General features: G+C 64.3%; 19 protein-coding genes. 6 read left to right on the top strand and 13 right to left on the bottom strand.

Going from position 1 to position 22,441, the window contains the following annotated elements; genetic code table 11:
• The first annotated feature begins 222 nt into the window (after positions 1-222).
• Positions 223-762, top strand: coding sequence for a response regulator (locus WG899_RS18950; RefSeq protein ID WP_339597219.1), 540 nt, complete (start codon positions 223-225; stop codon positions 760-762).
• Positions 763-771: 9 nt separating this feature from the next.
• Here WG899_RS18950 and WG899_RS18945 read toward each other — a convergent pair whose 3' ends face one another.
• From WG899_RS18945 to WG899_RS18905, 9 genes are all read right to left on the bottom strand, one after another.
• A complete protein-coding gene (locus tag WG899_RS18945; RefSeq protein WP_339597218.1) occupies positions 772-1,623 on the bottom strand; it encodes an alpha/beta fold hydrolase in 852 nt (283 codons plus the stop codon).
• Positions 1,624-1,735: 112 nt separating this feature from the next.
• The gene (locus WG899_RS18940; RefSeq protein WP_339597227.1) at positions 1,736-3,868 is read right to left on the bottom strand and encodes a 3-hydroxybutyrate oligomer hydrolase family protein; all 2,133 of its coding nucleotides are present in this window, start codon (positions 3,866-3,868) and stop codon (positions 1,736-1,738) included.
• A gap of 15 nt (positions 3,869-3,883) precedes the next feature.
• Positions 3,884-4,981: a branched-chain amino acid ABC transporter permease gene (locus WG899_RS18935; RefSeq protein ID WP_339597217.1), complete on the bottom strand. Its 1,098-nt coding sequence runs from the start codon at positions 4,979-4,981 to the stop codon at positions 3,884-3,886.
• 7 nt (positions 4,982-4,988) lie between these two features.
• Complete coding sequence (locus WG899_RS18930; protein WP_339597216.1) at positions 4,989-6,005, bottom strand: branched-chain amino acid ABC transporter permease; 1,017 nt, start codon at positions 6,003-6,005, stop codon at positions 4,989-4,991.
• Positions 6,006-6,008: 3 nt separating this feature from the next.
• Positions 6,009-6,797, bottom strand: coding sequence for an ABC transporter ATP-binding protein (locus tag WG899_RS18925; protein WP_339597215.1), 789 nt, complete (start codon positions 6,795-6,797; stop codon positions 6,009-6,011).
• Positions 6,794-7,552, bottom strand: coding sequence for an ABC transporter ATP-binding protein (locus tag WG899_RS18920; RefSeq protein ID WP_339597214.1), 759 nt, complete (start codon positions 7,550-7,552; stop codon positions 6,794-6,796). Before WG899_RS18920 ends, WG899_RS18925 begins: the two co-directional genes overlap by 4 nt.
• 26 nt (positions 7,553-7,578) lie before the next feature.
• Positions 7,579-8,805, bottom strand: a complete 1,227-nt coding sequence (locus WG899_RS18915; protein ID WP_444718874.1) for a substrate-binding domain-containing protein — start codon at positions 8,803-8,805, stop codon at positions 7,579-7,581.
• 311 nt (positions 8,806-9,116) lie between these two features.
• The gene (locus WG899_RS18910; protein ID WP_339597212.1) at positions 9,117-10,658 is read right to left on the bottom strand and encodes a methyl-accepting chemotaxis protein; all 1,542 of its coding nucleotides are present in this window, start codon (positions 10,656-10,658) and stop codon (positions 9,117-9,119) included.
• Positions 10,659-10,800: 142 nt separating this feature from the next.
• Positions 10,801-12,303, bottom strand: coding sequence for a sigma-54 interaction domain-containing protein (locus tag WG899_RS18905; protein ID WP_339597211.1), 1,503 nt, complete (start codon positions 12,301-12,303; stop codon positions 10,801-10,803).
• 173 nt (positions 12,304-12,476) lie between these two features.
• Here WG899_RS18905 and WG899_RS18900 point away from each other — a divergent pair, with 173 nt between their 5' ends.
• The 3 genes from WG899_RS18900 to WG899_RS18890 are packed head-to-tail and all read left to right on the top strand — an operon-like array spanning position 12,477 to position 15,654.
• Positions 12,477-14,006: a malonate--CoA ligase gene (locus WG899_RS18900; RefSeq protein WP_339597210.1), complete on the top strand. Its 1,530-nt coding sequence runs from the start codon at positions 12,477-12,479 to the stop codon at positions 14,004-14,006.
• On the top strand, positions 14,003-14,224 hold the full coding sequence (locus WG899_RS18895; protein ID WP_339597209.1) for a cysteine-rich CWC family protein: 222 nt from the start codon (positions 14,003-14,005) through the stop codon (positions 14,222-14,224). Before WG899_RS18900 ends, WG899_RS18895 begins: the two co-directional genes overlap by 4 nt.
• Positions 14,221-15,654, top strand: a complete 1,434-nt coding sequence (locus WG899_RS18890) for an aminotransferase-like domain-containing protein (protein ID WP_339597208.1) — start codon at positions 14,221-14,223, stop codon at positions 15,652-15,654. The genes WG899_RS18895 and WG899_RS18890 overlap by 4 nt, the downstream gene beginning before the upstream one ends.
• Here WG899_RS18890 and WG899_RS18885 read toward each other — a convergent pair.
• From WG899_RS18885 to WG899_RS18875, 3 genes are all read right to left on the bottom strand, one after another.
• The gene (locus tag WG899_RS18885; protein WP_339597207.1) at positions 15,609-16,853 is read right to left on the bottom strand and encodes a benzoate/H(+) symporter BenE family transporter; all 1,245 of its coding nucleotides are present in this window, start codon (positions 16,851-16,853) and stop codon (positions 15,609-15,611) included. The genes WG899_RS18890 and WG899_RS18885 overlap by 46 nt on opposite strands.
• A 116-nt stretch (positions 16,854-16,969) precedes the next feature.
• Positions 16,970-18,331, bottom strand: a complete 1,362-nt coding sequence (locus WG899_RS18880) for an NRAMP family divalent metal transporter (protein WP_339597206.1) — start codon at positions 18,329-18,331, stop codon at positions 16,970-16,972.
• 3 nt (positions 18,332-18,334) lie between these two features.
• Positions 18,335-19,045: a TetR/AcrR family transcriptional regulator gene (locus WG899_RS18875; RefSeq protein WP_339597205.1), complete on the bottom strand. Its 711-nt coding sequence runs from the start codon at positions 19,043-19,045 to the stop codon at positions 18,335-18,337.
• 215 nt (positions 19,046-19,260) lie between these two features.
• On the opposite strand from WG899_RS18875, the gene WG899_RS18870 reads away from it, so the two are divergent.
• Both WG899_RS18870 and WG899_RS18865 read left to right on the top strand, forming a co-directional pair.
• The gene (locus WG899_RS18870) at positions 19,261-20,658 is read left to right on the top strand and encodes a parallel beta-helix domain-containing protein (RefSeq protein ID WP_339597204.1); all 1,398 of its coding nucleotides are present in this window, start codon (positions 19,261-19,263) and stop codon (positions 20,656-20,658) included.
• A gap of 29 nt (positions 20,659-20,687) precedes the next feature.
• Entirely contained in the window at positions 20,688-21,908 is a 1,221-nt protein-coding gene (locus WG899_RS18865; protein WP_339597203.1) for an SO2930 family diheme c-type cytochrome, read from the top strand.
• Between the two features lie 70 nt (positions 21,909-21,978).
• Here the strand turns inward: WG899_RS18865 and WG899_RS18860 are convergent, their stop codons facing one another.
• The gene (locus WG899_RS18860; RefSeq protein WP_339597202.1) at positions 21,979-22,431 is read right to left on the bottom strand and encodes a universal stress protein; all 453 of its coding nucleotides are present in this window, start codon (positions 22,429-22,431) and stop codon (positions 21,979-21,981) included.
• Positions 22,432-22,441 lie beyond the last annotated feature (10 nt).

Raw genomic sequence — 22,441 nt, 5'->3', positions numbered from 1 at the left:
CCGCCGCTGCAGCAACAATACGGCCCTCGTCTCAGTTGGAATTCAAATAACAAGGGTTTTCCCTTGGATATCAAAACCTAGACTTGCCGCCAAGCAGGGATGCTTAGCACCGAAGTCGCTGAAGTCGTGAAGTCGTATAGGGAGGGCTCCTGCTGCCATCAAAGATGAGGCGGCCAGGCAAGCCGGCAAGGCCCTGGTTTGCAGTCTAGATGGAGGAGCAGGATGAACACAATCAGTATTGAGGGCGCAATTGCGGCCAACTGGTTGCGCCTGAATGCTCAGCATCCGATGACGGCCGCAGACGAGTCCCAGGGCCAATCCCCCGCTTCCACCGAGTCCGCCGAGCCACCGGCGCGGACCGCCGGCCAGGCCGTGCCGGTCGTGCTGCTGGTTGAAGACAATCACATCAATCAGGTCGTGGCGCTGGAATTCCTGTCGGTGATGGGTCTGCAGAGTCGCCTGGCCAAAAATGGCATCGAGGCCCTGGAGTTGTGCGCACAAAGCGCCCCCGATCTGGTGCTGATGGACATTCAGATGCCCGGCATGGACGGCCTCGAATGCACGCGCCGCCTGCGCGAATTACAGCGCAGCGGCCAATTGGCGCAATTCCCCATCCTGGCCCTGACCGCACATGCGCTGGAAAGCGATATTGCGGCCAGCCTGTCGGCCGGCATGGACGAGCATTTGACCAAGCCCTTGGATTTTGTAGCCTTGCAGGCGCGGCTCGGCCGCTACCTGAAGCTGCCCGGCTTGAGCAGCTGAGCTGCCGCTTCAGGCCTCGGCCAGAAAGTTCTCAATCAAGGTCCACTGCGCCGGCACGTTCAAGGCCGGGGCATGGCCGCAATTGGCAATATTCACCACTGCGGCGCACGGACCACGTTGACGCATCGATTCGGCCGTTTCCGCCTCCAGCAGGTCGGAATTTTCGCCACGCAGACACAGCACCGGCAGTGTCAGACTGTCCCATTCTTCCCAAAGGTCGTAATCCTTTGGGTGCAGTTCGAACTGCTGCACCATGGCCGGGTCGTAATGTGGCGTGACCCGCCCATCCGGCAGGCGCCGAACCGAGGTTTCGGTCAGCCGCCGCCACTGCGCGTCGCTGAGCTCGCCATAAGGTTGGTAGATCATGCGGAAATATTGCTCCAGCTCACCCACGGTGGCGAAGGCGGCCGGATTGCCGGCATAGCTGCGGATGCGCTGCACCGCCACCTCGGCCAGCTTGGGGCCGATGTCATTCAACACCAGCCTTTGCACCCGTCCACGCAGGCAGCCGGCAGCTGCCTGCAGGCCCACGGCGCCCCCCATCGAGGTGCCCACCCAAAACACCTGCTGCAGTCCCAGCTGATCCAACAAAGCCTGGGCTTGCCGCACATAGAAGTCCAGGCAGTATTCCTGCGCTGGCGCCGGGCTCCACTGCGACAGGCCGCGCCCCAAGGTATCCGGGCAAATGACCCGATAACCCAAGGACATCAGATGCGCCGCCAGGTCATCCATATCGCGGCAGCTGCGCGCCAGGCCGTGCCAGGCAATCACACAGCCGCGCGTCGCCTGCACTGCGCCACCCCAGTCGGTGTAGTGCAGCTCGCGCCCCAAGCAGCGCAGGTATTGGGAGGTAAAGCTCATCGGATTTTCCTGAAGGCCGCAGACCGGCGTCGGCAGCGTGATGAAGCGATCGCTGCTGCACGGTCCACGGGCGGGAACCATCCGCCTGGATGGCTCCCGATCAAGCGCAAGCTCAGTCCGGCACGCGCAAGGTGTTGCCATTCATGGTGATGGCGTCGGCCGCAGCCGGCGCCGCCGCGAAGGCAGGAAGATTGGCCGCCGAAATCGCCGGGGCCGCACCGGGCGTGCCGCCGCGCGGCGTGGTGCGCACCACCTGGCTGGGCGGCAAGGCCTTGCCGTTCTTCAGCTTGTCATAGACCGCATCCAGCGCGCGGTTCAGATACACGTGCAGCGGGATGTAGCGGCTGTCATAGCCCGGCAATGCGGCCGGCAGGCCGATGAAGGTATCGAAGTGCTGGGCATTGGTCACCTCCATATAGCTGAGCTGACTGGCCGCGCCCTCCACCGTTTTGTTCAAGGCCGTGTAAGGCCGCGAGGTGTGATTGACCGGCAGCAACGCATCATTGCGGCCATGCACGATAACGGCCGGGCGGCCCTTCAAATTGCCATTGCGACGGGTCTCGTCGACGCCCGCCTGCACCGCGCGCGCTTGCGCATCGGTGCCGGTCAGCAGATCACGCAAGCACTTGGCACCATCGGCATTCATATCGGGTACCGTGTTGCTGGCCGAAACCGAGAACTGATTCCGGGTCGGCCCACCCAGTGCGTTTTCATTCACCAGCGTCACGCCAGCCGAGGGCGGCACGCCATTGCCTTTGGCAAACATATCGGCCAAGGCGGCAGGCGCCACCACGGTCGGCGCGCCGCCCGCCGTTGCCGCGGCAAAGCCGTAGCCGCACAGCTTGTCCTTGACGCTGGCGCGCGAGTAGGCCATCGCATAGGTGGCCGCCACCGCGGCCGGCACCTCGTAGTCGGCATGCGAGGCGTGCAGCGCATCGGACTCGGCTTCCCAGCCATGGTCACGCAGCTTCTGCAAGGCATCGGCCGACAGCTCGGCGATGTTGTTGCCGCTGATCAGGCCCTTGGCCTTCAGCGCCGCGCAACGATTGCCGTTCCAGGCCGCATAGGCGCCGACTGCTCCCGGTGAACCCGCAGTGGCCAGCCCGGCGCAGTTCTGGAACAGATTGGCCTGGGTGATGTAGTCATACAGCGGCTTGCCAAAGGTCTTCGGTGTGCTGCTGCCGCGCTGAACCGAAATGCTCAGGCCGCTGGGCATCTGCACCGCCGGCTCGGACACGGCCACGCCGTCGATCAGACCGGCGCTGTCCATCTCGGCCGCAGCAATCGCCGCGCCGCCGCCATTCGACAGGCTGGAGGCAATCACCAGCGTATTGGCCGGCGTGATGGTGACGCGCTTGCGGCCATCGCTTTGGGCCTCACCGAACTTTTCGTTCAAGACATAGAAGGCAAACTGCACGGCATGCAGGGTGAAGGTGCCCCAGTCCTTTTCGGGGTTGCGTTGCGAATGTGCATGCTTGAAGGCAAGTCGGTTCGGGCTGGCCGCGTTGATGGCGGCCAACTCGGTGGCCGACAGCTTGGCCTTGAAGGCCGCCGCCGTGCCGGCCATGCTGGCGCTGGCGCGGGTGCCGTCCATCAGCGGCACGGTGTCGGTGGCCAAGTCATGACCGGCCGCGTGCGTGCCCTTGTCCGTGTAGGCCACGGCGCAGCCCTTCTTCAGGCCCCACTCACCGGTCGAAATGGCGCCATAAACGCTGCGCGAACCGCTCGAGGTGGCGGTGATGATGCAGGGCTCACTGGGCTTAAAGTTGGCCGGCACCTGCACCATCAGCGTGACATTGCGTTCGCCGGTTCCGTCATCGCTGAAGCCGATGTACTCGGTGCCAGCGATCTTGCCTTCGCCGCTGCCGACCGTGCCGTCCGAGCCGACATTCGGCCCATAGAGCAGGCCATAGCCGCCGTTGGCCGTCATGTCGACGATGGCGCGGTAGTTGGTATGGATGGCACTGCGGCGCAGCTCGGCCGCGGTCGGTTTGAGCGGGTCGGCATAGGCCGGCGGCAAGGCCGCACCCAGGCCGGTCTTGCCCAGGCCGGCGGTCAGCAGGTCATCGCTGTTACCGTCATAGCTGGCCGAGGTCATGCTGGTCAGGAAGTCCGGCTTGGCATTGACTTCAATCGCGTCTTCGCCCTTGCTGCAAGCCGCCAAGGCTCCCAGCGCCGCCAGGGCCGCCAGACTGAGGACACCGCGCAAGCCCGGCTGAGAGTGAACGGATTTCGTGGATTTCATCTTCACAACAAGCTCCTAGGATTTCAAGGTCGAAGAATCAACAGCGATGCCGTCGCGCTGGCGCAGCCGCAAGCGCCCGACAATGCCACTGGGGAAGTGGTAGACCGCCAACACAAACAGGACGCCGAGCCAGAGCAGCCAGCGGTCCGGGGAGATCAAGGATGAAAGCAGCGGCACACCGTCCACCGCCAGCGCGCCCCAACGCAACAAGTCCTGCAAATAGCTTTGCGCCAGCAGGAACAAGACGCTGCCAATCACCGCGCCATAAATCGTGCCCATGCCGCCGATGACGATGATCAGCAGGATGTCCAGCATCAACTCGAGCGACAGCGAGGTGTCCGGCCCGTTGTAGCGCAGCCAAAGCGCCAACAAGGCGCCGGCGCAGCAGGCAAACATGGCGGCCAGCAGATTCGACAAACTCCGGTACAGCACCGTGCGGTAGCCAATCGCCTCGGCACGGAACTCGTTCTCCCGAATCGCCTGCAGCACCCGGCCAAACGGCGAATTGACGATGCGCAGCATCAAGAGCAGCAACACCATACTGCTGAAGAACAAGAGGTAGTAGGTGGCAAAGCGCCCGTCGATCATGGCGCCCAGCAGCGGCTCTTCCAGATACTCGGTGCTGGCTTGCAGGGCCAGCGGTGGCTTGAAGCTGAGACCGTCTTCGCCACCGGTCCATTCCGACAACTGCGAGGCCAAGGTCAAAAAGGCCGAGGCCACCGCCAGCGTGATCATGGCGAAGAAGATCGCCTTCACCCGCAGGCTGAACAGGCCGATCAACAAGGCCAGCACAAGGCTCAGCAGCAAGGCCGCGGCCAGGCCCAGCGCGACGGCCGTCCAACCCGGCCCGATGCGCGTGCTGGCGATGGCCACCCCATAGGCGCCTATGCCGAAAAACATGGTGTGTGCAAAGCTGACGATGCCGGTGTAGCCCAAGAGCAGGTCATAGCTGGCCACCAAGACGATGAAGACCAGCATCTTGGCCGCCACATTGAGCGCCTTGACGCCGGGGAAGATGAAGGGCGTCAAGGCCAGGCCGGCGACGGCCAGCAGCAGCAAGAGAGCGAGCCAGCGGCTACGCGGAAAATCATGGGACAGCAAGGCTTTGAGCATCTGCGCCTCAGCGTCCGGAAATCGGATACAGCCCTTGCGGGCGCCACAAGAGCACGGCCACCATCAGGCCGATGTTCGAGAACAGCGCCAGTTTGGGCAGCAAGAAGCCGCTGTAATTGGCCATCAGCCCCACCGCCAAGGCGCCCACAAAGCAGCCCAGCGTGGAGCCCAGGCCGCCGATGATGATGACGATGAAGATCAGCGTGTTCACCTGTGCGCCGATTTGAGGCGTTACGCTTTGCTGATACAGGCCCCACATCACCCCGCCCAAGCCGGCCAGCGCCGAGCCCCCGACAAACACGCCGACGAAGAGGCGCCGGATCCGGTAGCCCAGGCTTTCCACCATCTCGCGGTCCTGCACGCCGGCGCGGATCAACAAGCCCAGCTTGGTCCGGTTCAAAAGCCACAGCAGGGCAAGAAACACCAACAGACCGATGCCGACCGCCAGCAGGCGAAACTTCTCCACCGCCACATCGCCGATGAAGAGCGCGCCGCGCAGGCCGTCCGGCAGCGGCAAGGCAATCATCTGGGCGCCCCAGATGGCCTTGATCAACTCCTCGCCAATGATCATGCCGCCCATGGTGATGAGGATTTGCTTCAAATGCATGCCGTAAACCGGCCGCACCAACACCCGCTCAAACACCAGCCCGACCGCCGCCGCCACGCTCATGCCGGCCCCGCAGGCCAGCACAACCAACAGCAGATTGCCAGCCAGGGCGCCGCCGCTCAGGGCCGGCCAGCTGGCCATCACGCTGCTGGCCACAAAGGCGCCGAGCGCGATGAAGACGCCATGCCCGAAGTTCAAAACATCCATCAAACCGAACACCAGGGTCAGGCCGGAGGCAATGATGAAGATGATCAGGCCCATCGCCAGTCCGGCCACGGTCAATGTGGCCCAGCTGCTGGCATTGCCGATCAACGGCAGGGCCAGCAGCGCCAGCGCCAGCAAGAGCAGCAAAGGCGCGGCGTCGAAGCGGGCCTTGGGCAAAGCGGCGTCGGCCTTGGGCAGAGTGGGCGTATGCATGCCTCAAGCCCCGCTATGCGCCAACACGGACAGGCCCAGCAGGCGCTGCTGCAAGGCTTCGTCGCGCACCAACTCGTCCATGGCGCCGGTGTGCACCACCTGGCCATCGTCCATCACCGCGACCCGGTCGCCAAGCGCCTGCGCAACCCTGAAGTTTTGCTCGACCAACAACACCGCCACGGAGCCGGTGGCCTTCAACTCGCGCAGCGCTTCGATCAGATTGAGCACCATGGCCGGCGCCAGCCCCTTGCTGGGTTCGTCGATCAAGAGCAGGCGTCGCGGTTCGATCATGGCGCGGGCAATCGCCAACATCTGCTTTTGCCCGCCGCTGAGCTTGCCGGCCGGGTATTGCCAAAACTTCTTCAGGGCCGGAAAGAGGCCAAACAACCATTCCAGGCGTTGCGTGTCCAGCTCACTGAAGCGACGCGCACGGCGCGCCGCCAGCAACATGTTCTCGGCCACGCTCAGGTCGGAAAAGATGCCCATGTTCTCCGGCACATAGGCAATGTCCGCCTGCGCGATGGCCGGCGTGCTGGCCTGGACGCCGGCGCCGCCAATCGGCTTTCCGTCCAGCAAGACCTGACCCTGGCTGGCCTGCCACAAGCCCATGATGGTGCGCAGCGTGGTGGTCTTGCCGGCGCCATTGCGCCCCATCAGCAGGGTCAGCTGACCGGCCGGCACCACCAGATCGACGCCATGCAGGATGTGGTAAGCGCCGATATGGGTGTGCACGCCCTGCAGGCGCAATAGCACCGGGCCGCCGCTGGCCTTCGAGTCTTGCAGGTCACTCATACGGCCAAGGCCTCCGGCGCCACACCGAGATAGGCGCTCTGCACCAACGGCGAGGCCATCACCGTAGCCGGCTCACCGTCGGCCACCAACTGACCGTTGTGCAAGACGATGATGCGGTCCGCCAGTTCCCGCACCACCTCCATCTTGTGCTCGACCAAGAGGATGGTGTGACGCTTGGCGGCCTTCAATTCACGGATCAGGTCCAGCACCACCGGCACCTCGTCTGCGCTCATGCCAGCGGTCGGTTCATCGAACATATAGACCTTGGGGTCCAACGCCATCAACATCGCCACCTCCAGCTTGCGCTGCTCGCCATGCGGCAAGCTGGCGGCGCTGGCTTGGGCTCGCTCGGCCAGCCGTACCCGCTCCAAGATATGCATGGCCTCGTCAAGCAGCTCCCGGTGCGTCAACCAAACCGACCATATGCGCAAGCCCAGGCCGCGGCGCGCCTGAACGGTCAGCCGCACGTTCTCCAGCACCGACAGATTCGGAAACAGCTGAGTCAGCTGAAAAGCACGCCCCAAGCCGCGCTGCGTACGCAGCGGCGCGGGCAAGGCGGAAATGTCTTCACCGTCCAGCAAGACCCGACCCGAACTGGCCCGCAGCTGGCCCGAGATCAGATTGAAATAAGTCGTCTTGCCGGCGCCGTTGGGGCCGACGATGGCGGTCAAGGTGCCGGGCGTGAAGGCGCAACTGAGCCGGTCCACGGCCGTGTGGCCGCCGAACTTGATGCTGAGGTCCCTGGTCTCGAGCATGGCGAATCGTCTATGCGCAGTAGCAATCAGCGCTGATTGCGAATCGGCACCGCCATCTCTTCCGGCTTGATTTCTCGAATCAGCTCCGGCACGCCCCAGGCAAAGGCCGGGTCCACCTTGATCTTGAAATGGAACATCGACTGCATGGCCTGATGGTCCTCGGCGCGGAAGGTCATCTTGCCCTTCGGTGTTTCGAAGGACATGCCCTCCATCGCCTTGATCAGCTTATTGCTTTGGGTCTCGCCGCCAGTCTTTTTCAGCGCTTCCACCACGGCGATCGCCGCCGCCATGCCGCCGGCGGTGAAGAAGTCCGGCGGCGTCTTGTAGCTCTTGTAGTGGTTGGCCACCAGCCATTCATTGACCGGGTTCTTCGGCATGCCGAAGTAGTAATAACTGGCTCCCTCCATGCCCGGGAACTGCTTGTAGCTGACCATGGCCGGCAAGATGTTGCCGCCGGTGGCAATCTCGATGCCATAACGCTTCAAGTCCAGGTCAGCAATCTTGAAAGGGTTGCCGGCGCCGGCCCAGATGATGAAGATCAGCTTGCGGCCGGGCTGATCCTTCAGCTTGTCGATCAGGCGCTGCGCGCCGGCGGTGAAGTCCACCGTGTTGGTCGGCAGGTATTCCTCGTGGACGATCTTGGCCTTCTTGACAGCGTCCTTGAAGGCCTTCACGCCGTCGCGGCCAAAGGCATAGTCCTGCGCCAAGGTGGCGATGCTGACGCCGGGCTTGTCCAGCGCCACCGCATTGGCGATCGCGTCCTGCGAGGAGTTGCGGCCGGTGCGGAAGATGTATTTATTCCACTTGTCGCCGGTGATCGAGTCGGCCACCGCGGGCTCCACCAGCAGAATCTTTTTGTATTCCTCGGCCACCGGCAACAGAGCCAAGGCCACGCCGCTGGAGCTCGGACCGACGGCCAGGTCGGCCTTGTCATCGCCATAGGCCGCGGCCAGTTGGCTCTTGCCCACATCGGGCTTGCCTTGGTCGTCCTTTTCGATCACGACGATCTTCTTGCCGGCCACCGTCATGCTGCCGCCGGTGGCGTAATCCAGCCCCATCATGAAGCCGGTGGCGGTTTGCTTGCCATAGGCCTCCAGCGGGCCGGTCTTGCTGTAGACATGGGCAATGCGGACTTCCTTGCCAGCCGCTTGCGCCGAAGCGAATTGCGGACAGAACGAGGCCAAGGCGAGCGCGGCCACGAGCAAGTGGCCGGCGGGCCGAACGAAGGGCCGAACGAAGGGCGGGTTCTTCATCGTCATGCGAGCAAACTCCGGAGCGGATGTGAGCGGAATGCCGGGCAGCACGGGGGCAGCCGACCTCCTCACACATCGCAAGCCGCGTGCCGCAAGGCACAACCCTGGTGCAAACACCGAGCGGCTTGCACCAGCGGCTCGCCGTCACGCACCGGCTCCGGCTCATCTGCACCATAACGAAACACTTGTGGTGACCCTGCGACGACTCCGCCCGCACTTGATCGGCCAAACCATCCAAGCTTGTGCATAAAAAATGGACAGCCGGCATTGCCGACTGTCCACTTATTGGACACCGTGTTTTTTTCAGACGATCAGCGTTTGGTTCTGAACACCGCCACCGTCTCATTCAGGCCTTGGGCCTGTTGCTTCAGCGACTCGGCAGCGGCGGCGGTCTGTTCCACCAAGGCCGCATTTTGTTGAGTCATGCTGTCCAGTTGGGTCACCGCCTGATTGATCTGCGCGATGCCATCCGACTGACCGGTGCTGGCCTCGGTGATTTCGTTGACGGTGGTGGTGACGCGCTGCACCGCGTTGAGGATTTCATCCATCGAGGCACCGGCTCGGCTGACCTGCTGGGTGCCGGCATTGACCCGCTCCACCGAATCATTGATCAAGGTCTTGATCTCCTTGGCCGCTTGCGCCGAACGCTGCGCCAGGGCCCGCACCTCGGAGGCCACCACCGCAAAACCGCGCCCTTGCTCACCCGCCCTGGCCGCTTCCACCGCCGCATTCAAGGCCAGGATATTGGTCTGGAAGGCCACGCCGTCGATGACCGAGATGATGTCCGAGATCTTGCGGCTGGCGGCCGAGATACCTTCCATCGTCCCCACCACCTCATTCATCACCGTCGCGCCGTCGCGCGCACGGCCGGCGGCCGTGTCGGCCAGCTGATTGGTCTGGCGTGCAGCTTGGGCGGTGTGTTTGACCTGTTCGGTCAGGCCTTGCATCGAAGCCGCCGTCTGCTCCAAATTGGCCGCGGCTTGCTCGGTGCGCATCGACAAGTCCTGACTGCCCGAGGCCACCTCGCTGGAGGCATGGCCGATCGAATCGGTAGCGCCGCGGATCGCCAACACCAAATCACTGAGCCGGTCTTGCATGGCCACCACCTGCTCCATCACCAGGCCGATTTCGTCACGCTGGCCCGTCTCGATGCTGACCCGCAAATCGCCCTCTGCCACCGCATGCATCACGGCTTGCATGGACGCCAAGCGCCGGCGCAGATTGCGCACAAACACCTCCACCGCGACCAGCGACAGGCCGCCGGCCAGCAGCGCCAGGATCAAACCGACCGAGGCATCACTGTGGGCAATGGCCTCAACATCATCGATATAGATGCCCGAACCCAGCACCCAGCCCCAGGGGGCAAAGCCCTGCACATAGGAGCGTTTGTTGACCGGGTCGGCCGCGCCCGGCTTGGGCCAGAGGTAGTCCACATAGCCCTTGCCACTGGCCTTGACGACCTGCACAAACTCGACGAAGAGGTGCTTGCCCTTGGGATCCTTGTTCTCGCTCAGGTCCTTGCCATTCAGCTCGGGTTTGATCGGATGCATGACCATGCGCGGACCCATGTCATTGATCCAGATGTATTCATTGCCCGAGTAGCGGATCTTGCCAATCTCGGCCGCTGCGGCGGCCTTGGCATCGGCTTCGTTCATCGCGCCCGACTTGGCCTTGTCGTAAAAGCCCGAGGCGATCTTTTCCGCCTGTTTGACCTGCTCGACCGTGGTCAGCATCTTCACGCTCATCAAGCTGGTGGCCTCGCGTTGCGCCAACCACAAGATCAGCAACAAAAACCCCAGCACCGCGACGATCACCGCCAAACGCAGGCGCGTAGCCAGCAACATTTTTCCCATCTCCGTCTCCAATCGTTTTGATTCAGCTAGTTTTTTGCTCGGTCTAATGCCGACTGATTCAATCGGACTATGCGCCCGGAAAGCGGCCATTGGCAAGCCGGTCAAGCTGAAATCAAGACGGGGATACGGAGGTAATTAAGATTCAGCTGAGCTCGGGCCAACGGCCCAGGCGCTCATACAGCGAAGCCCGTGAGATTTGCAACAAACGGGCCGCCGCCATCCGGTTGCCGGCGGTCAGAGACAGGGCCTTGGCGATCGCCTCGCGTTCGACGCGGCCGATCAACTCGGGCAAGGAGGGCACGCCCCCCGAAGCCGCAGCGTTGTCCGTCGGCAGGACGGTGATTTGGGCCTGTTGTGCGGCAGCGCATATTGGGGCGGACGGTGGCGCCAAGCCGCTAACGGGTTCATCGGGCGCGCCAAAACTGAGTTCGCTCAGTTCCGCCTGCTCGCTCATCAGGCTGGCTTGTTCCAGCGCATTGCGCAACTGGCGGATATTGCCCGGCCAGGCTTGCGTGCGCAGCCATTGCAGCGCTCCGGCGGTCAGCAGCTTGTGCGGCATACCGCTGCGCCGGGCGATGTCTTCGCCCAAGGCATCGACGAGCACCTCGATGTCCTCAACGCGCTCGCGCAGCGCCGGCACGCGGATCGGCACCACGCTGAGGCGGTAGTACAAATCGGCGCGAAACTCGCCGGCCGCCACCATCGCGGCCAGGTCGCGGCTGGTGGCGGCAATCACCCGCACATCGACCTGCAGCACCTGGTTGCTGCCGAGCGGCTCCAACTCCTGCTCCTGCAGCACGCGCAGCAACTTGCTCTGCAGCGCCAGCGGCATGTCACCAATCTCATCCAGGAACAGGGTGCCGCCATCGGCCAGCTTGAACTTGCCGTCGCGGCCCTTGCGATCGGCGCCGGTGTAGGCACCCGGCGCGACGCCAAAGAACTCGGCTTCCAGCAAGCTGTCCGGCACGGCCGCGATATTGACGCTGACCAATGGCTTGTCGGCCCGTCGCGAGGCCGCGTGAATGGCATGGGCCAGCAATTCCTTGCCGGTGCCGGTCTCACCCAAGAGCAGCACGGTGGCATCGGTCTGCGCGACACGCCGAGCCTGACGCTTGACCTCCATGGCGGCCGGACTGCTGCCGATGAAACTGGCAATCGTGTGTTTCGGTCGGCGCTGCGCGGCCAACAAGCGCCGCGCCTCGCTCAGCTCGCCCTGCAGCAGCGCGAACTTGCTCATCAGCGGTTGCATCGTGGTCTCGGGATGGTCAAGCAACACCAGGCCGATCGCACCGATCACCTCGCCAAGCGGATTGCGCAGCGGCAGCCGGCTGACCAAAAACGTGCCGGCCTTGTTGCTCAGCAGGTCGAGCAGGATGGGCTGGCCGCTGTCGATCACCTGCACCATCAGCGAGTTAGGCACCACCTCCTCAACCCGCCGGCCGATGAACTCGCGCGCATCGCCAAAGCCCAAGGCCGGCAGAAAGCGCTTGTAGCCCTCGCTGATCCACACAATGCGGTGGGCCTTGTCGACCACCAACATGCCCTCGGTGTTGCGCGCAAAGATGTCGAACATCGACTGCGCGGCCAAACGCAAGACGCCATCGGCGTCGAGCGCAAATTCCGGCAAACAATCATTGCTATCCATGGTCATCAACGGTCCGAAAATAGGCTGGCGTTGCGGGGCTGTTGCAATGTAGCAGCGTGCCGAGCCGAACGAGTGACGCTGGGCAGGCCACAATCAAGCCGGTTCAAACCTTAGTCGCCGGGTTTACGCCCACTCAGTCGCCGCCACACCCCCATGCAACCGCTCTGCAATCGATGAACGCCAATCTTTTTGCCGCCCTGCGCGCAGCCTTCCCCCAAGATTTGGATGCCTGCGCGATCGACACCGCCGACGGCGCCGAGCTCAGCTACAGCTGGCGCGACCTCGAGCGCGGCACGGCCATGCTGGCCAATCTGCTGGTGTCCTTGGATCTACCGGCCGGCAGCCGCATTGCCGCGCAGACCGAGAAAAGCGTCGAAGCCCTGATGCTCTACCTCGCCGTGCTGCGCGCCGGTTATGTCTATCTGCCCCTGAACCCGGCTTATCAAGCGGCCGAACTCGACTATTTCATTCGCGACGCCGAGCCAGCCCTGCTGGTCTGCGCCGGCAGGAACTTTGGCTGGATCTCCAAGCTGGCCTTCCTGGCCGGCACCACCTATGTGTTCACGCTCAACGAAGACCGCAGCGGCACCCTGCTGGACCGCGCCGCGCAGATGAGCGACCAGCATGCCGTTGCCGAGCGGGCACCGGACGATCTGGCCGCCATCCTCTACACCAGCGGCACCACCGGACGCAGCAAGGGTGCCATGCTGAGCCATCGCAACCTGCTCAGCAATGCGCAGATGTTGAAGGACTTTTGGGCCTGGCGCAGCGACGATGTGCTGATCCATGCGCTGCCGATCTTCCATGTGCATGGCCTTTTTGTCGCCTCGCACGGCGCCCTGCTGGCCGGCGCCAAGATGATTTGGTTTGCCAAGTTTGAGCCGCGGGCGGTGATCCGTCGTTTTGCCGAGGCCACGGTTTTCATGGGCGTGCCGACGCTGTATGTGCGCATGCTGAACGAGGCGGCGCTGACGCCTGAGGCCTGCCAGCACATGCGCTTGTTCATCAGCGGCTCGGCGCCCTTGCTGATCGACACCTTCAGCGACTGGCAAACACGCACCGGCCAGACCATTCTGGAACGCTACGGCATGAGCGAAACGCTGATGCTCAGCTCCAACCCCTGCCGTGCGCTGGACGGCGACCGCATCGGCGGCACCGTCGGTCCGGCCCTGCCCGGGGTGGAGATCCGCGTCGTCAATGACGAGGGCCAGCCCTGCGCCAAGGACGTCATCGGCCATGTGCAGGTGCGCGGGCCGAATGTCTTTGCCGGCTACTGGCGCATGCCGGAGAAAACCCAGGAAGAATTCACGGCCGACGGCTGGTTCAAGACCGGCGATGTGGGCCGCTTCGATGCGCAGCGCTACCTGACCATCGTCGGGCGCAGCAAGGACCTGATCATCTCCGGCGGCTTCAATGTCTACCCGGCCGAGATCGAAACCTATCTGAACGAGATGGACGGCGTGGCCGAGTCGGCCGTTGTCGGCGTGCCGCACCCTGACTTTGGCGAGGCGGTGGTCGCCGTGGTGGTGGCCCAGGCCGGCGCGACGGTTGACGGCGCGGCCATGATCGCCACTTTGAAGCGCCAAATCGCCGGCTTCAAGGTCCCGAAGCAGATCTTTGTGGTGGCCGAGTTGCCGCGCAACGCGATGGGCAAGGTGCAGAAGAACCTGCTGCGCGAGCAGCACCGGGATTTGTTCGCATGAACGCCCCTACACCGCCACGGCCACCACTGGACGACAGCTGCCCGCGCTGCGGCGGCGCCTTTCACTGCGGCGCCTCGGAGCCGCGCTGCGACTGCTTTGACCTGCGGCTGAGCGAGACCCTGCGCCAGCGATTGGCAGCGCAATACAGCCGCTGCTTGTGCATTGCCTGCCTGAAAGCACTGGCCGCTTCTGAGGCCGAGGGCGAATCGGCCGCATGAACGAGAAGCCGGCGCTGCGCTACCAAGCCCTGGCGCAAGACCTGACCCTGCGCATCCACCAGGGTGAATGGACGGCCGGTGAGCGCCTGCCCTCGCTGCGCGAGATCTGCCTCGCCCATGGCGTCAGCATGGCCACGGCCAAGCGCGCCCTGGAGTGCTTGCTCGATGAGGGACGGGTGCAGGTGCGGCCTCAGTCGGGCTTCTTTGTGGCGGAGTCGGCCGATTCGAGCGGCACTGCCGAAACGGCCAAGGCCTGCCTGCCCGACCTGGGCCAGTTGCGCCACCAACGTGAACGCATGCTGAGCCTGATGCAACTGGCCGAACAGCCGCTGCCGGTCTCGCTGCAAATGGCCGGGCCGGCCGCCAGCCTGCTGCCCACCGAAGCGATGGCGCGCCAAGTCGCTCGCCTGCTGAAGCGCACGCCCGAACTCTTGGCCGATAGCGCCCCGCTGGCCGGAGTGGCGGTCCTGCGCGAAGCCTTGTGCGAGCGCTACGCCACGCTGGATGTGCAGGCCTCGGCCGATGATTTGCTGATTACCCAAGGCGCGACCGAGGCGCTCAGCTTGGCCCTGCGTGCGCTGACCCGCCCGGGCGACAAGGTGCTGGTGGAAAGCCCGGTGTACTTTGGCTTGCATCAAACACTGGCCACCTTGGGCCTGCTGCCGGTGGAGCTGCCCTGTCCGGCCGAGGGCGGGCTGAGCCCGGAGGCGGTTGATCAGGCACTGCAGGACTGGCCCGAGATCCGCTGCCTGATCGTCTCGCCCAACTACCAAAACCCGACCGGTGCCTTGATGCCGGACGAAGCCAAGCGCCGCTTGCTGAAGGTCGCTGCGGCCCATGAGCTGACCATCATCGAGGACGACATCTTTGGCGACCTGTACTTTGGCAGCGCCCGGCCGCGCCCGCTGAAGGCCTGGGACCGCCATGAGCAAGTCATCCTATGCGCCTCGGTCTCCAAGACCCTGGGGCCTAGCTTTCAGATCGGCTGGTGCCTGAGCCGGCGTCACGCCAAGAGCTTGCGCAGCCTGAAGCTCAGCGCCAGCCTAGGCGGCGGTGTGTTGATGCAGCGCTCCCTGGCCGAGTTCATCCGCGACGGCCAGTACGAGGCCCAGTTGCAGCGCCTGCGCCGGGCGCTGGCCGACAGCGCCCGCCACTATCTGCAGGCGCTGCATCGCCATTTCGGCGCCGCGGTCGACATCGTGCCACCGGGCGGCGGCATGCTGCTTTGGGTGGGACTGCCGCGCGGCGTCGACAGCGTCGCTTTGCTGGACCGCGCCCTGCCCTTGGGCCTGGCCTTCAGCCCCGGCACGGTGTTCTCCAGCCAAGGCCGGCACGCCCACTACCTGCGCCTGAACATCGGCCGGCCCTTTGATACCGAGGTCGATCAGGCCTTGGCGCGGCTGGCGGAACTGGCCGCTGGCGCCAGCTGAACCGATCGCAAAGGACCGCGACAGACCATCACCCCGTGGGTCAGCAAGCCCAGCGCCAGACCCCAAAACGCCGCCGATAGGCCGAGCAGAGACAGACCCGAAGCGGTGGCCAACAAGGTCACCAGGGCCGCCTCGCGTTGCGTCGGCTCGGCCATGGCGCCGCTCAGCCCACCGGCAATCGCCGCCAACAGCGCGAGCCCGGCCAGGGCGGCGATCAGGGCCGGCGGCAGGGCAGCAAACAACTGCGCCAGCGTGGCGCCGAAGCTGCCGATCAGCAGATAAAAGCCCCCACAGGCCAGACCCGCCACATAACGGCGACCCGGATCGGCATGCGACTGCGGGCCGGTGCAGATGGCCGCGGTGATGGCGGCTGGGTTGATCGCATGCGCACCAAAGGGCGCCAGCAGCAGCGACACCACGGCCGTGCCCCCAACCAGGGTCTTGGCCGGCGGGGCATAGCCCTCACTGCGCAGCACGGCCAGACCGGGCACATGCTGGCCGCTGAGCGTGACCAGCGCCAGCGGCAGGCCCAGATTCAAAAACGCATCGACGCTAAAGCGCGGCCAGACCGCCAGCGGCGTGGCCAGTTGCAGGCTCAGGTCTGCCAAATGCAGCTGCCCCTGCGCGGCACACAGGCCCAGGCCCACAGCCAAGACCCAGGCCACCGCATAGCGCGGCTGCAGGCGCCGCGCCAGGATGTAGCTGGCAAACATCAGGCCCACCAGGAGCGGCTGGCCCTGCATCACATTGAACAAATTGAGGCCGAAACGCAGCAGGATGCCGGCCAACATGGCGGCCGCCAGCGGCTTGGGCAGCCAATCCATCAAGCGATCAAACAAGCCACTGAAGGCCAGCAGCGCGATCAAGCCATTGGCCATGATGAAAGCCCCCACCGCTTCGGCAAAAGGCAGGTTCGGCAGGGCCACCAACAAGAGCGCCGCGCCCGGCGTCGACCAGGCGGTGATCACCGGCATGCGCAGGCGCCAACTGAGCAGCAGACCCGACAGGCCACTGCCGATGCTGATGGCCCAAATCCATGAGGCCGTTTGCGCCGCACTCAAGTGCGCCGCCTGTGCGGCCTGTAGCACGATCACCAGCGGCCCGGCGTAGGAAATCAGCACGGCGATCAAGCCGTTGATGAGGGCGGGTGAATAGCCGGCCAGGCGGCTCTCTCTTGCGGGTATTGAGGTGTTCGGCATCGACGCTCCTGTAGAGCCTCGAGACTAGGGCCCAAGCGCGCCGCGCAACAGGGCCAGCACAGCAACGCAGGGCCGCGCCGCCACAACTGTGCTGCAGCACAGTCCAGCCAGCCGCTTCAGCGCAAGAGCCCCGCTTCGCTCGCCCCCAAGGCCGCCACGCAGGCGATGATCAAGCCCACGCTGACCCAGCCGGCCAAGGCCGCCCAAGGGCCAGTGCGCGCCTCGCCCATCACCCCCGCATCGCGCGCCAGCAATTGCAGCGCGATCACATGCAGCGGCAGCAGCACCGCGTTGACGACCTGGCTGCTGTAGATCAGCGGAATCAAGGGCAGGCCTGGCAGCGAGACCACGGCGGCGGCCGCCACGGTCAGCCCCACGAAAGCGGCGTAAAACCATTGGAAGTGCCGCGAGTCCAAATCCAGCGAGGCCGGCGCGCCGACGCCCTCGGCGATTGAATAAGCGGTGGCCAGCGGCACGATGGCGGCCGCCAACAAAGAGGCACCCAAGAGGCCGGCGCCGAACAACACAGTAGCGAACTGGCCGGCCAGCGGACGCAGCGCCGCGGCGGCATCGCTCGCATCCTGGATGTGCACGCCGGCGCGATGCAAGGTGGCCGCGCAGGCGACCGAAATGGCCAGGCCAATGACACCGGTCAACACCGAGCCGATCACCACATCGACCCGCTCCCAGCGCAGCTTCTCCACGGTGATCTTTTTGTCCACCGCATAGGACTGGATAAAGGCCAGGCCCCAGGGCGCCAGGGTCGTGCCCAAGGTGGCGGCAATCACCACCCAGCCGGCCGGGCTGTCGGGCAGATGCGGCACGACCGAGTGATGCCAGACCAGGCCCCAGTCCGGCGCGGCCAGAATGCCGTCGATGATGTAGAGCGCCAGCGTCGAGGAGATCAGCAACAAGACCCGCTCGACGCGGTGGAAGGAACCCAGCACCACCAGCAGCGAAATCAAGACGGCCGCGATCGGTGTACTCAACCAGTTGGGAACTCCGACCAAGGAACCGGCGGCGGCAATGCCGGCGTACTCGGCGCAGATGGTGCCGAAGTTGGCGAACAGCAGACCCAAGACGGCCAAATAGCCCACCAGCTTGCCCCAGCGCTGCCGGATGGCGCCGACAAAGCCCAGGCCGGTGACGGCGCCGATCCGCACCGCCAGCAAATGGAATTGCACCAGCAGCAGCGTGGACGCCGGCACGATCCAGAACAGGCGGTAACCGAAGTCGGCCCCCAGCACCGAATAGGTGGTGATGCCCGCCGGGTCGTCATCCGACAAACCGGCCAAGAGACCCGGCCCCAGCACGGCCAGAAAGGCCGCAAAGGCGCCCGCCCCGGCGCTGCGGATGCGCTCAAAACGCTGGCCAATGCCGCGCCGGTGATGAGCCAGGCCATGCGGCGGAGCGCCAAGCTTTTGACGTTGCCGCAAGGCGGCGCGGTGAGCCTGATGCGCCTTGTGATGGACGGCCATGGTTCAGCGCCGCGCGCCCGGCCGGCCCGGTTGCCGCAAGCGCAGCATCTGGCCGCTGATCATCTCGGCCATGGTGCAGGCCACCGCCTGCGGGTCGAGACTTGGATCGTCAAACAGCAATTCTTGCGCGGCATACAGCGCGTCAATGGCCAGGCGGATGGTCAGCCGCGCCTGCGCCGGGTCGGCCTGCGGCCAGGCCTGCATAAAGGGTTGCAAAAGCAGATCGGTGACGAAGTCATGCGAGCGATTGCGCACCTCCTGCAGGGAAGGCACCGCGCGCAAGGCCCGCGTGACCCAGACACCGGCTGGCATCTGCTCGGTCACCACCAGGGTCTGCATGAAGAGCTCGGCCACGCTGGCGGCGAACTCAGCCTCCGGCAACTGCATCGTTGCGGGCACCGCCCAGGGCTGCAGCAACTCGTTTTGCACCTGCATCAGGCGCCGCCCGAGCTCATGCAGGATGGCGTACTTGTTCGGAAAATATTGATACAGCGCCGGTGGCGAGATCGCCAGGCGCTGGCAGATCAGATTGGTGGAAAGCCGCTCAATGCCGACTTCCCCCAATAGCTCGGCGCAAGCCCCAAGGATGCGCTCATAGGTTTCTTGGGCTCGCTTTTGCGTCGGCTGCTTCTTGGGCTCCAAGGCCGGTGGCGGGGCTTGCTGGCCATCGGCCTCTTTGCCGGCATCCACCTCTCGCTCTTCAACTCTGCTCATGGGCCCAGTCTAGCCCGGCCACAAGTCAGCTTGGCGCGAACAGAGCAAAACCCTTGTTGTGCAGCCGCGCCGCCCTCAGGGCTTTCCTTATTGGCGAAACCCCCTGTTCATCTTCTGTTCATGTAAACATAGTATTCGCTAGCTTTTTAAACCAAAGGCTGGGCCGTGAGCAGGCGCCTTGCCCCAAGCATGGACTCAAGCCAGGAGACAAACCCATGAATCAAACCCTCCCTCCTTACCGGCTGAAAGCGCTGGGCTCCTTGTTGGCGCTGCTCAGCCTGGTGTCTTGTGGCGGCAATGACAACCCCGCGCCAGGCCCATTGGTGACCACGCCATCGGAGATTCGCGTCGTGACGGCAGCCGAAATGAATGACGAGGACCTGAACACCATCCTGTTCCAGGCCCGCTCGGGCCAGACCATTTCCCTCCCCAGTGGCCGCTATGTGTTCAAGAAGCCGCTCAAGCTGAACGTCAACAAGATCACCGTGCAGGGCACCGGCAATGGCAGTGACCCGGCCAAGGACACCATCCTGTCCTTCAAGAACGCCAGCGAGGGCAATGGTTTCGAGGCCCGCTTCGTCAAAGGCATCACGCTGCGCAAGTTCGCGGTGGAAGACGCCGTCGGTGACGCCATCTTGGTGGCAGACTCCACCGATGTGCTGATGGACACCGTGCGCGCCGAATGGACCACCGACCCGGTGCACACCTCGCGCATGGCCTATGGCCTCTACCCGGTGGCCTCCGACAACGTCACCATCATCAACAGCAAGGCCATCGGCACGCGCGACGCCGGCATCTACGTCGGCCAGTCAAAAAACATCACCGTGTCGGGCAACGAGGTCTATTACAACGTTGCCGGCATCGAGATCGAGAACTCGCAAAACGCGCTGGTCGAGAAGAACAATGTGCACGACAACTCGGGCGGCATCTTGGTCTTCGCCCTGCCCGGCACTTATCGATTTAAAGACAACGTCAACACGCTGGTGCGCGACAACCAGTTGCGCGCCAACAACCAGCCGATTGCCGACAACGCCACAGGCTTTGTGCGCTCGGTGCCACCCGGCACCGGCATCATGGTGCTGGCCTCGCAGAACACCGAAGTCAGCAACAACATCATCAGCGACCACCTGACCACCGCCCTGCTGGCGGTGAGCTTCCAGGCCACCGGCATCTACTTCGACCCCAAGGTCTACGACCCCTATCTGCGCGGCTACTTGGCGCGCGGCAACATCATCACCAACTTCGGCAGCAAGCCGGGCGGCGCCTTTGCCGACCCGGCCGGCCTGGGCCAGATGGTGAGCGGTCTGTTCGCAAATCTGAAATCGAATCTGATGCCCGAGCGGCTGGCCGCAACCGTGTGGGACGGCATCGTCGACCCCGCCACCGGCAGCACCGGCAGCCAAGGCCAGGGCGGTAACTACAGCGGCAACCAAAAAATCTGCTCCGGCGGCAACACGCTGGACACGCCCAATCTGCCGGGCCTGATCTCCTACGAAACCATCGATCTGGACTTGATGGCCTTGCTGCAAGGTTTGTCGGCCGGACCCAACTTCCCCTTCCCGGAGCGCATGAACTGCACGATCACGCTGCCCACCGTCACAGGCAAGCCCTGACCCCACAGCACGCCCGAGGAGCCACTTCCATGAATACCCCCTTCATCAACACCTCCCTCACCCGCAAGGCCGCTGGGCTCGTGTGCGCCGGCAGCCTGCTCTTGCTGACCGCCTGCGGCGGCAGCAGCAATAGCGGCAGCGACGAGGCCGCCGCCAACAGCCAACCGCAGGTTTTTGAGCAAAGCACCGCACCGAAGAAGCTGTCCGACTGGCGCCTGCTGTTGAACGACGGCAAGACGCTGACGCTGAATGCCGGCGTCATCCCCTACGACCTGAATTCGGCGCTGTTCTCCGACTACGCCAGCAAGCTGCGTTCGATCTATCTGCCACCCGGCAAACAGATCAGCTACAAGGCCGACGGCGCGCTCGAGTTCCCGATCGGCTCGGTCCTCACCAAGACCTTTTACTACCCCAAGGCCACGCCGAGCGACGCGGCCAATCTGGGCGTGGCCAAGCAAAGCGGCAAGGCCCAGGGCAACAGCATTGATCTGGCCGCCAATGTGTTGATCGAAACCCGCATCCTGGTCTTGCAGCCGGACGGCACCTGGTCGGGCCTGCCCTATGTCTGGGATGCCGATCAGAAGGACGCACAACTGAAGGTCGGCGGCAAGGATGTGGCGATGGAGTTGGTGACGACAGGTGCACCGAGCCAGAAGTTCAGCTACAGCGTGCCGACGGCGCAAAGCTGCCAGCAATGCCACTCCACCGCCACCGCCGGCGGCGCCGGCATCCTGCCGATCGGCCCCAAGGTTCGCAATCTGAACAAGAGCTACGAATACAGCGCCGGCGTCAGCAAGAACCAGTTGGTCAATCTGGACGAGTTGAAGCTGCTCAGTGGCTTCACCGGCCTGGCTGCCGCACCGATCAATGCCGATTGGCGTGACGGCACACAAAGCTTGGAAGCGCGCGCCAAGGCCTACTTGGACGTCAACTGCGCGCATTGCCACAGCTCGCGAGGCGCCGCCTTCCAAAGTGGATTGATGCTGGACTTCAACAGCGTCGCTCAGGCCGGCGCTTCACCGGTGCAATGGGGTGTCTGCAAAAAGCCTTTGGCCTACGGCGGGCCCGGTGCGCCTTACCGTTATGGCATCGAACCCGGTCAGGCCGATGTGTCCTTGCTGCTCTATCGCATGAGCCACACAACGACCGGGGATGTGATGCCGGCGGTGGGCCGCCACCTGAACCACGAGGAGGCCAATAGCGTGGTCAAGGACTGGATCAACAGCCTCAAGCAGCCGGCCTGCCTCTAAGCACGCTCCACCCAACAAGCCGCCGGCCCGTTGCGACACGGGCCGGCGGCTTGGCGTTTCAAAGACGGAACTACTTGACCACCAGCACCGGCGACTTGGCCAGCGTCAGCACCTTTTGCGCCACGCTGCCCAAGATGACGGCATCGAGCCCGCGCCGGCCGTGCGAACCCATCACGATCAGGTCGCAGCCACTGCTTTGGGCGTGGTCGCAGATGGCCTGAGCCGGGCCATGCTCGCGCAGCACATGGCTGCTGAACGCCACGCCCGCGACCCGCGCACTGGCCTCGGCGAAGGCAATGCCCTGTTTGGCCGCGGCTTCCGCCGCATCCAGATAGCAGGCCAAGGCTTCCCCGCCTCCCCCGCCACCGCCGCTGCCATCTGAAAAATACACAAAAGGCAGCGAATCGACCACGCTGACGATCTCCACGCTGGCACCGTAGCGGCTGGCCAGGTCCAGCGCAGCTTGGGCCGCGCGTCCCGCAGCTTCGGAACCATCGGTGGGCAACAGAATTTTTGTGAACATACAGCGCTCC

Origin of the sequence: Paucibacter hankyongi (assembly GCF_037482915.1) — a bacterium.
GTDB classification, from domain to species: domain Bacteria; phylum Pseudomonadota; class Gammaproteobacteria; order Burkholderiales; family Burkholderiaceae_C; genus Paucibacter_A; species Paucibacter_A hankyongi.
The sequence above is the reverse complement of the archived record's forward strand: the minus strand, read 5'-3'. Positions and strand labels throughout refer to the sequence as shown.

Coding starts and splice junctions, on each gene's coding strand:
- WG899_RS18950 (WP_339597219.1), top strand. CDS start 223: ATGAACACAATCAGTATTGAGGGCGCAATTGCGGCCAACTGGTTGCGC.
- WG899_RS18945 (WP_339597218.1), bottom strand. CDS start 1,623: ATGAGCTTTACCTCCCAATACCTGCGCTGCTTGGGGCGCGAGCTGCAC.
- WG899_RS18940 (WP_339597227.1), bottom strand. CDS start 3,868: ATGAAATCCACGAAATCCGTTCACTCTCAGCCGGGCTTGCGCGGTGTC.
- WG899_RS18935 (WP_339597217.1), bottom strand. CDS start 4,981: ATGCTCAAAGCCTTGCTGTCCCATGATTTTCCGCGTAGCCGCTGGCTC.
- WG899_RS18930 (WP_339597216.1), bottom strand. CDS start 6,005: ATGCATACGCCCACTCTGCCCAAGGCCGACGCCGCTTTGCCCAAGGCC.
- WG899_RS18925 (WP_339597215.1), bottom strand. CDS start 6,797: ATGAGTGACCTGCAAGACTCGAAGGCCAGCGGCGGCCCGGTGCTATTG.
- WG899_RS18920 (WP_339597214.1), bottom strand. CDS start 7,552: ATGCTCGAGACCAGGGACCTCAGCATCAAGTTCGGCGGCCACACGGCC.
- WG899_RS18915 (WP_444718874.1), bottom strand. CDS start 8,805: ATGAAGAACCCGCCCTTCGTTCGGCCCTTCGTTCGGCCCGCCGGCCAC.
- WG899_RS18910 (WP_339597212.1), bottom strand. CDS start 10,658: ATGGGAAAAATGTTGCTGGCTACGCGCCTGCGTTTGGCGGTGATCGTC.
- WG899_RS18905 (WP_339597211.1), bottom strand. CDS start 12,303: ATGGATAGCAATGATTGTTTGCCGGAATTTGCGCTCGACGCCGATGGC.
- WG899_RS18900 (WP_339597210.1), top strand. CDS start 12,477: ATGAACGCCAATCTTTTTGCCGCCCTGCGCGCAGCCTTCCCCCAAGAT.
- WG899_RS18895 (WP_339597209.1), top strand. CDS start 14,003: ATGAACGCCCCTACACCGCCACGGCCACCACTGGACGACAGCTGCCCG.
- WG899_RS18890 (WP_339597208.1), top strand. CDS start 14,221: ATGAACGAGAAGCCGGCGCTGCGCTACCAAGCCCTGGCGCAAGACCTG.
- WG899_RS18885 (WP_339597207.1), bottom strand. CDS start 16,853: ATGCCGAACACCTCAATACCCGCAAGAGAGAGCCGCCTGGCCGGCTAT.
- WG899_RS18880 (WP_339597206.1), bottom strand. CDS start 18,331: ATGGCCGTCCATCACAAGGCGCATCAGGCTCACCGCGCCGCCTTGCGG.
- WG899_RS18875 (WP_339597205.1), bottom strand. CDS start 19,045: ATGAGCAGAGTTGAAGAGCGAGAGGTGGATGCCGGCAAAGAGGCCGAT.
- WG899_RS18870 (WP_339597204.1), top strand. CDS start 19,261: ATGAATCAAACCCTCCCTCCTTACCGGCTGAAAGCGCTGGGCTCCTTG.
- WG899_RS18865 (WP_339597203.1), top strand. CDS start 20,688: ATGAATACCCCCTTCATCAACACCTCCCTCACCCGCAAGGCCGCTGGG.
- WG899_RS18860 (WP_339597202.1), bottom strand. CDS start 22,431: ATGTTCACAAAAATTCTGTTGCCCACCGATGGTTCCGAAGCTGCGGGA.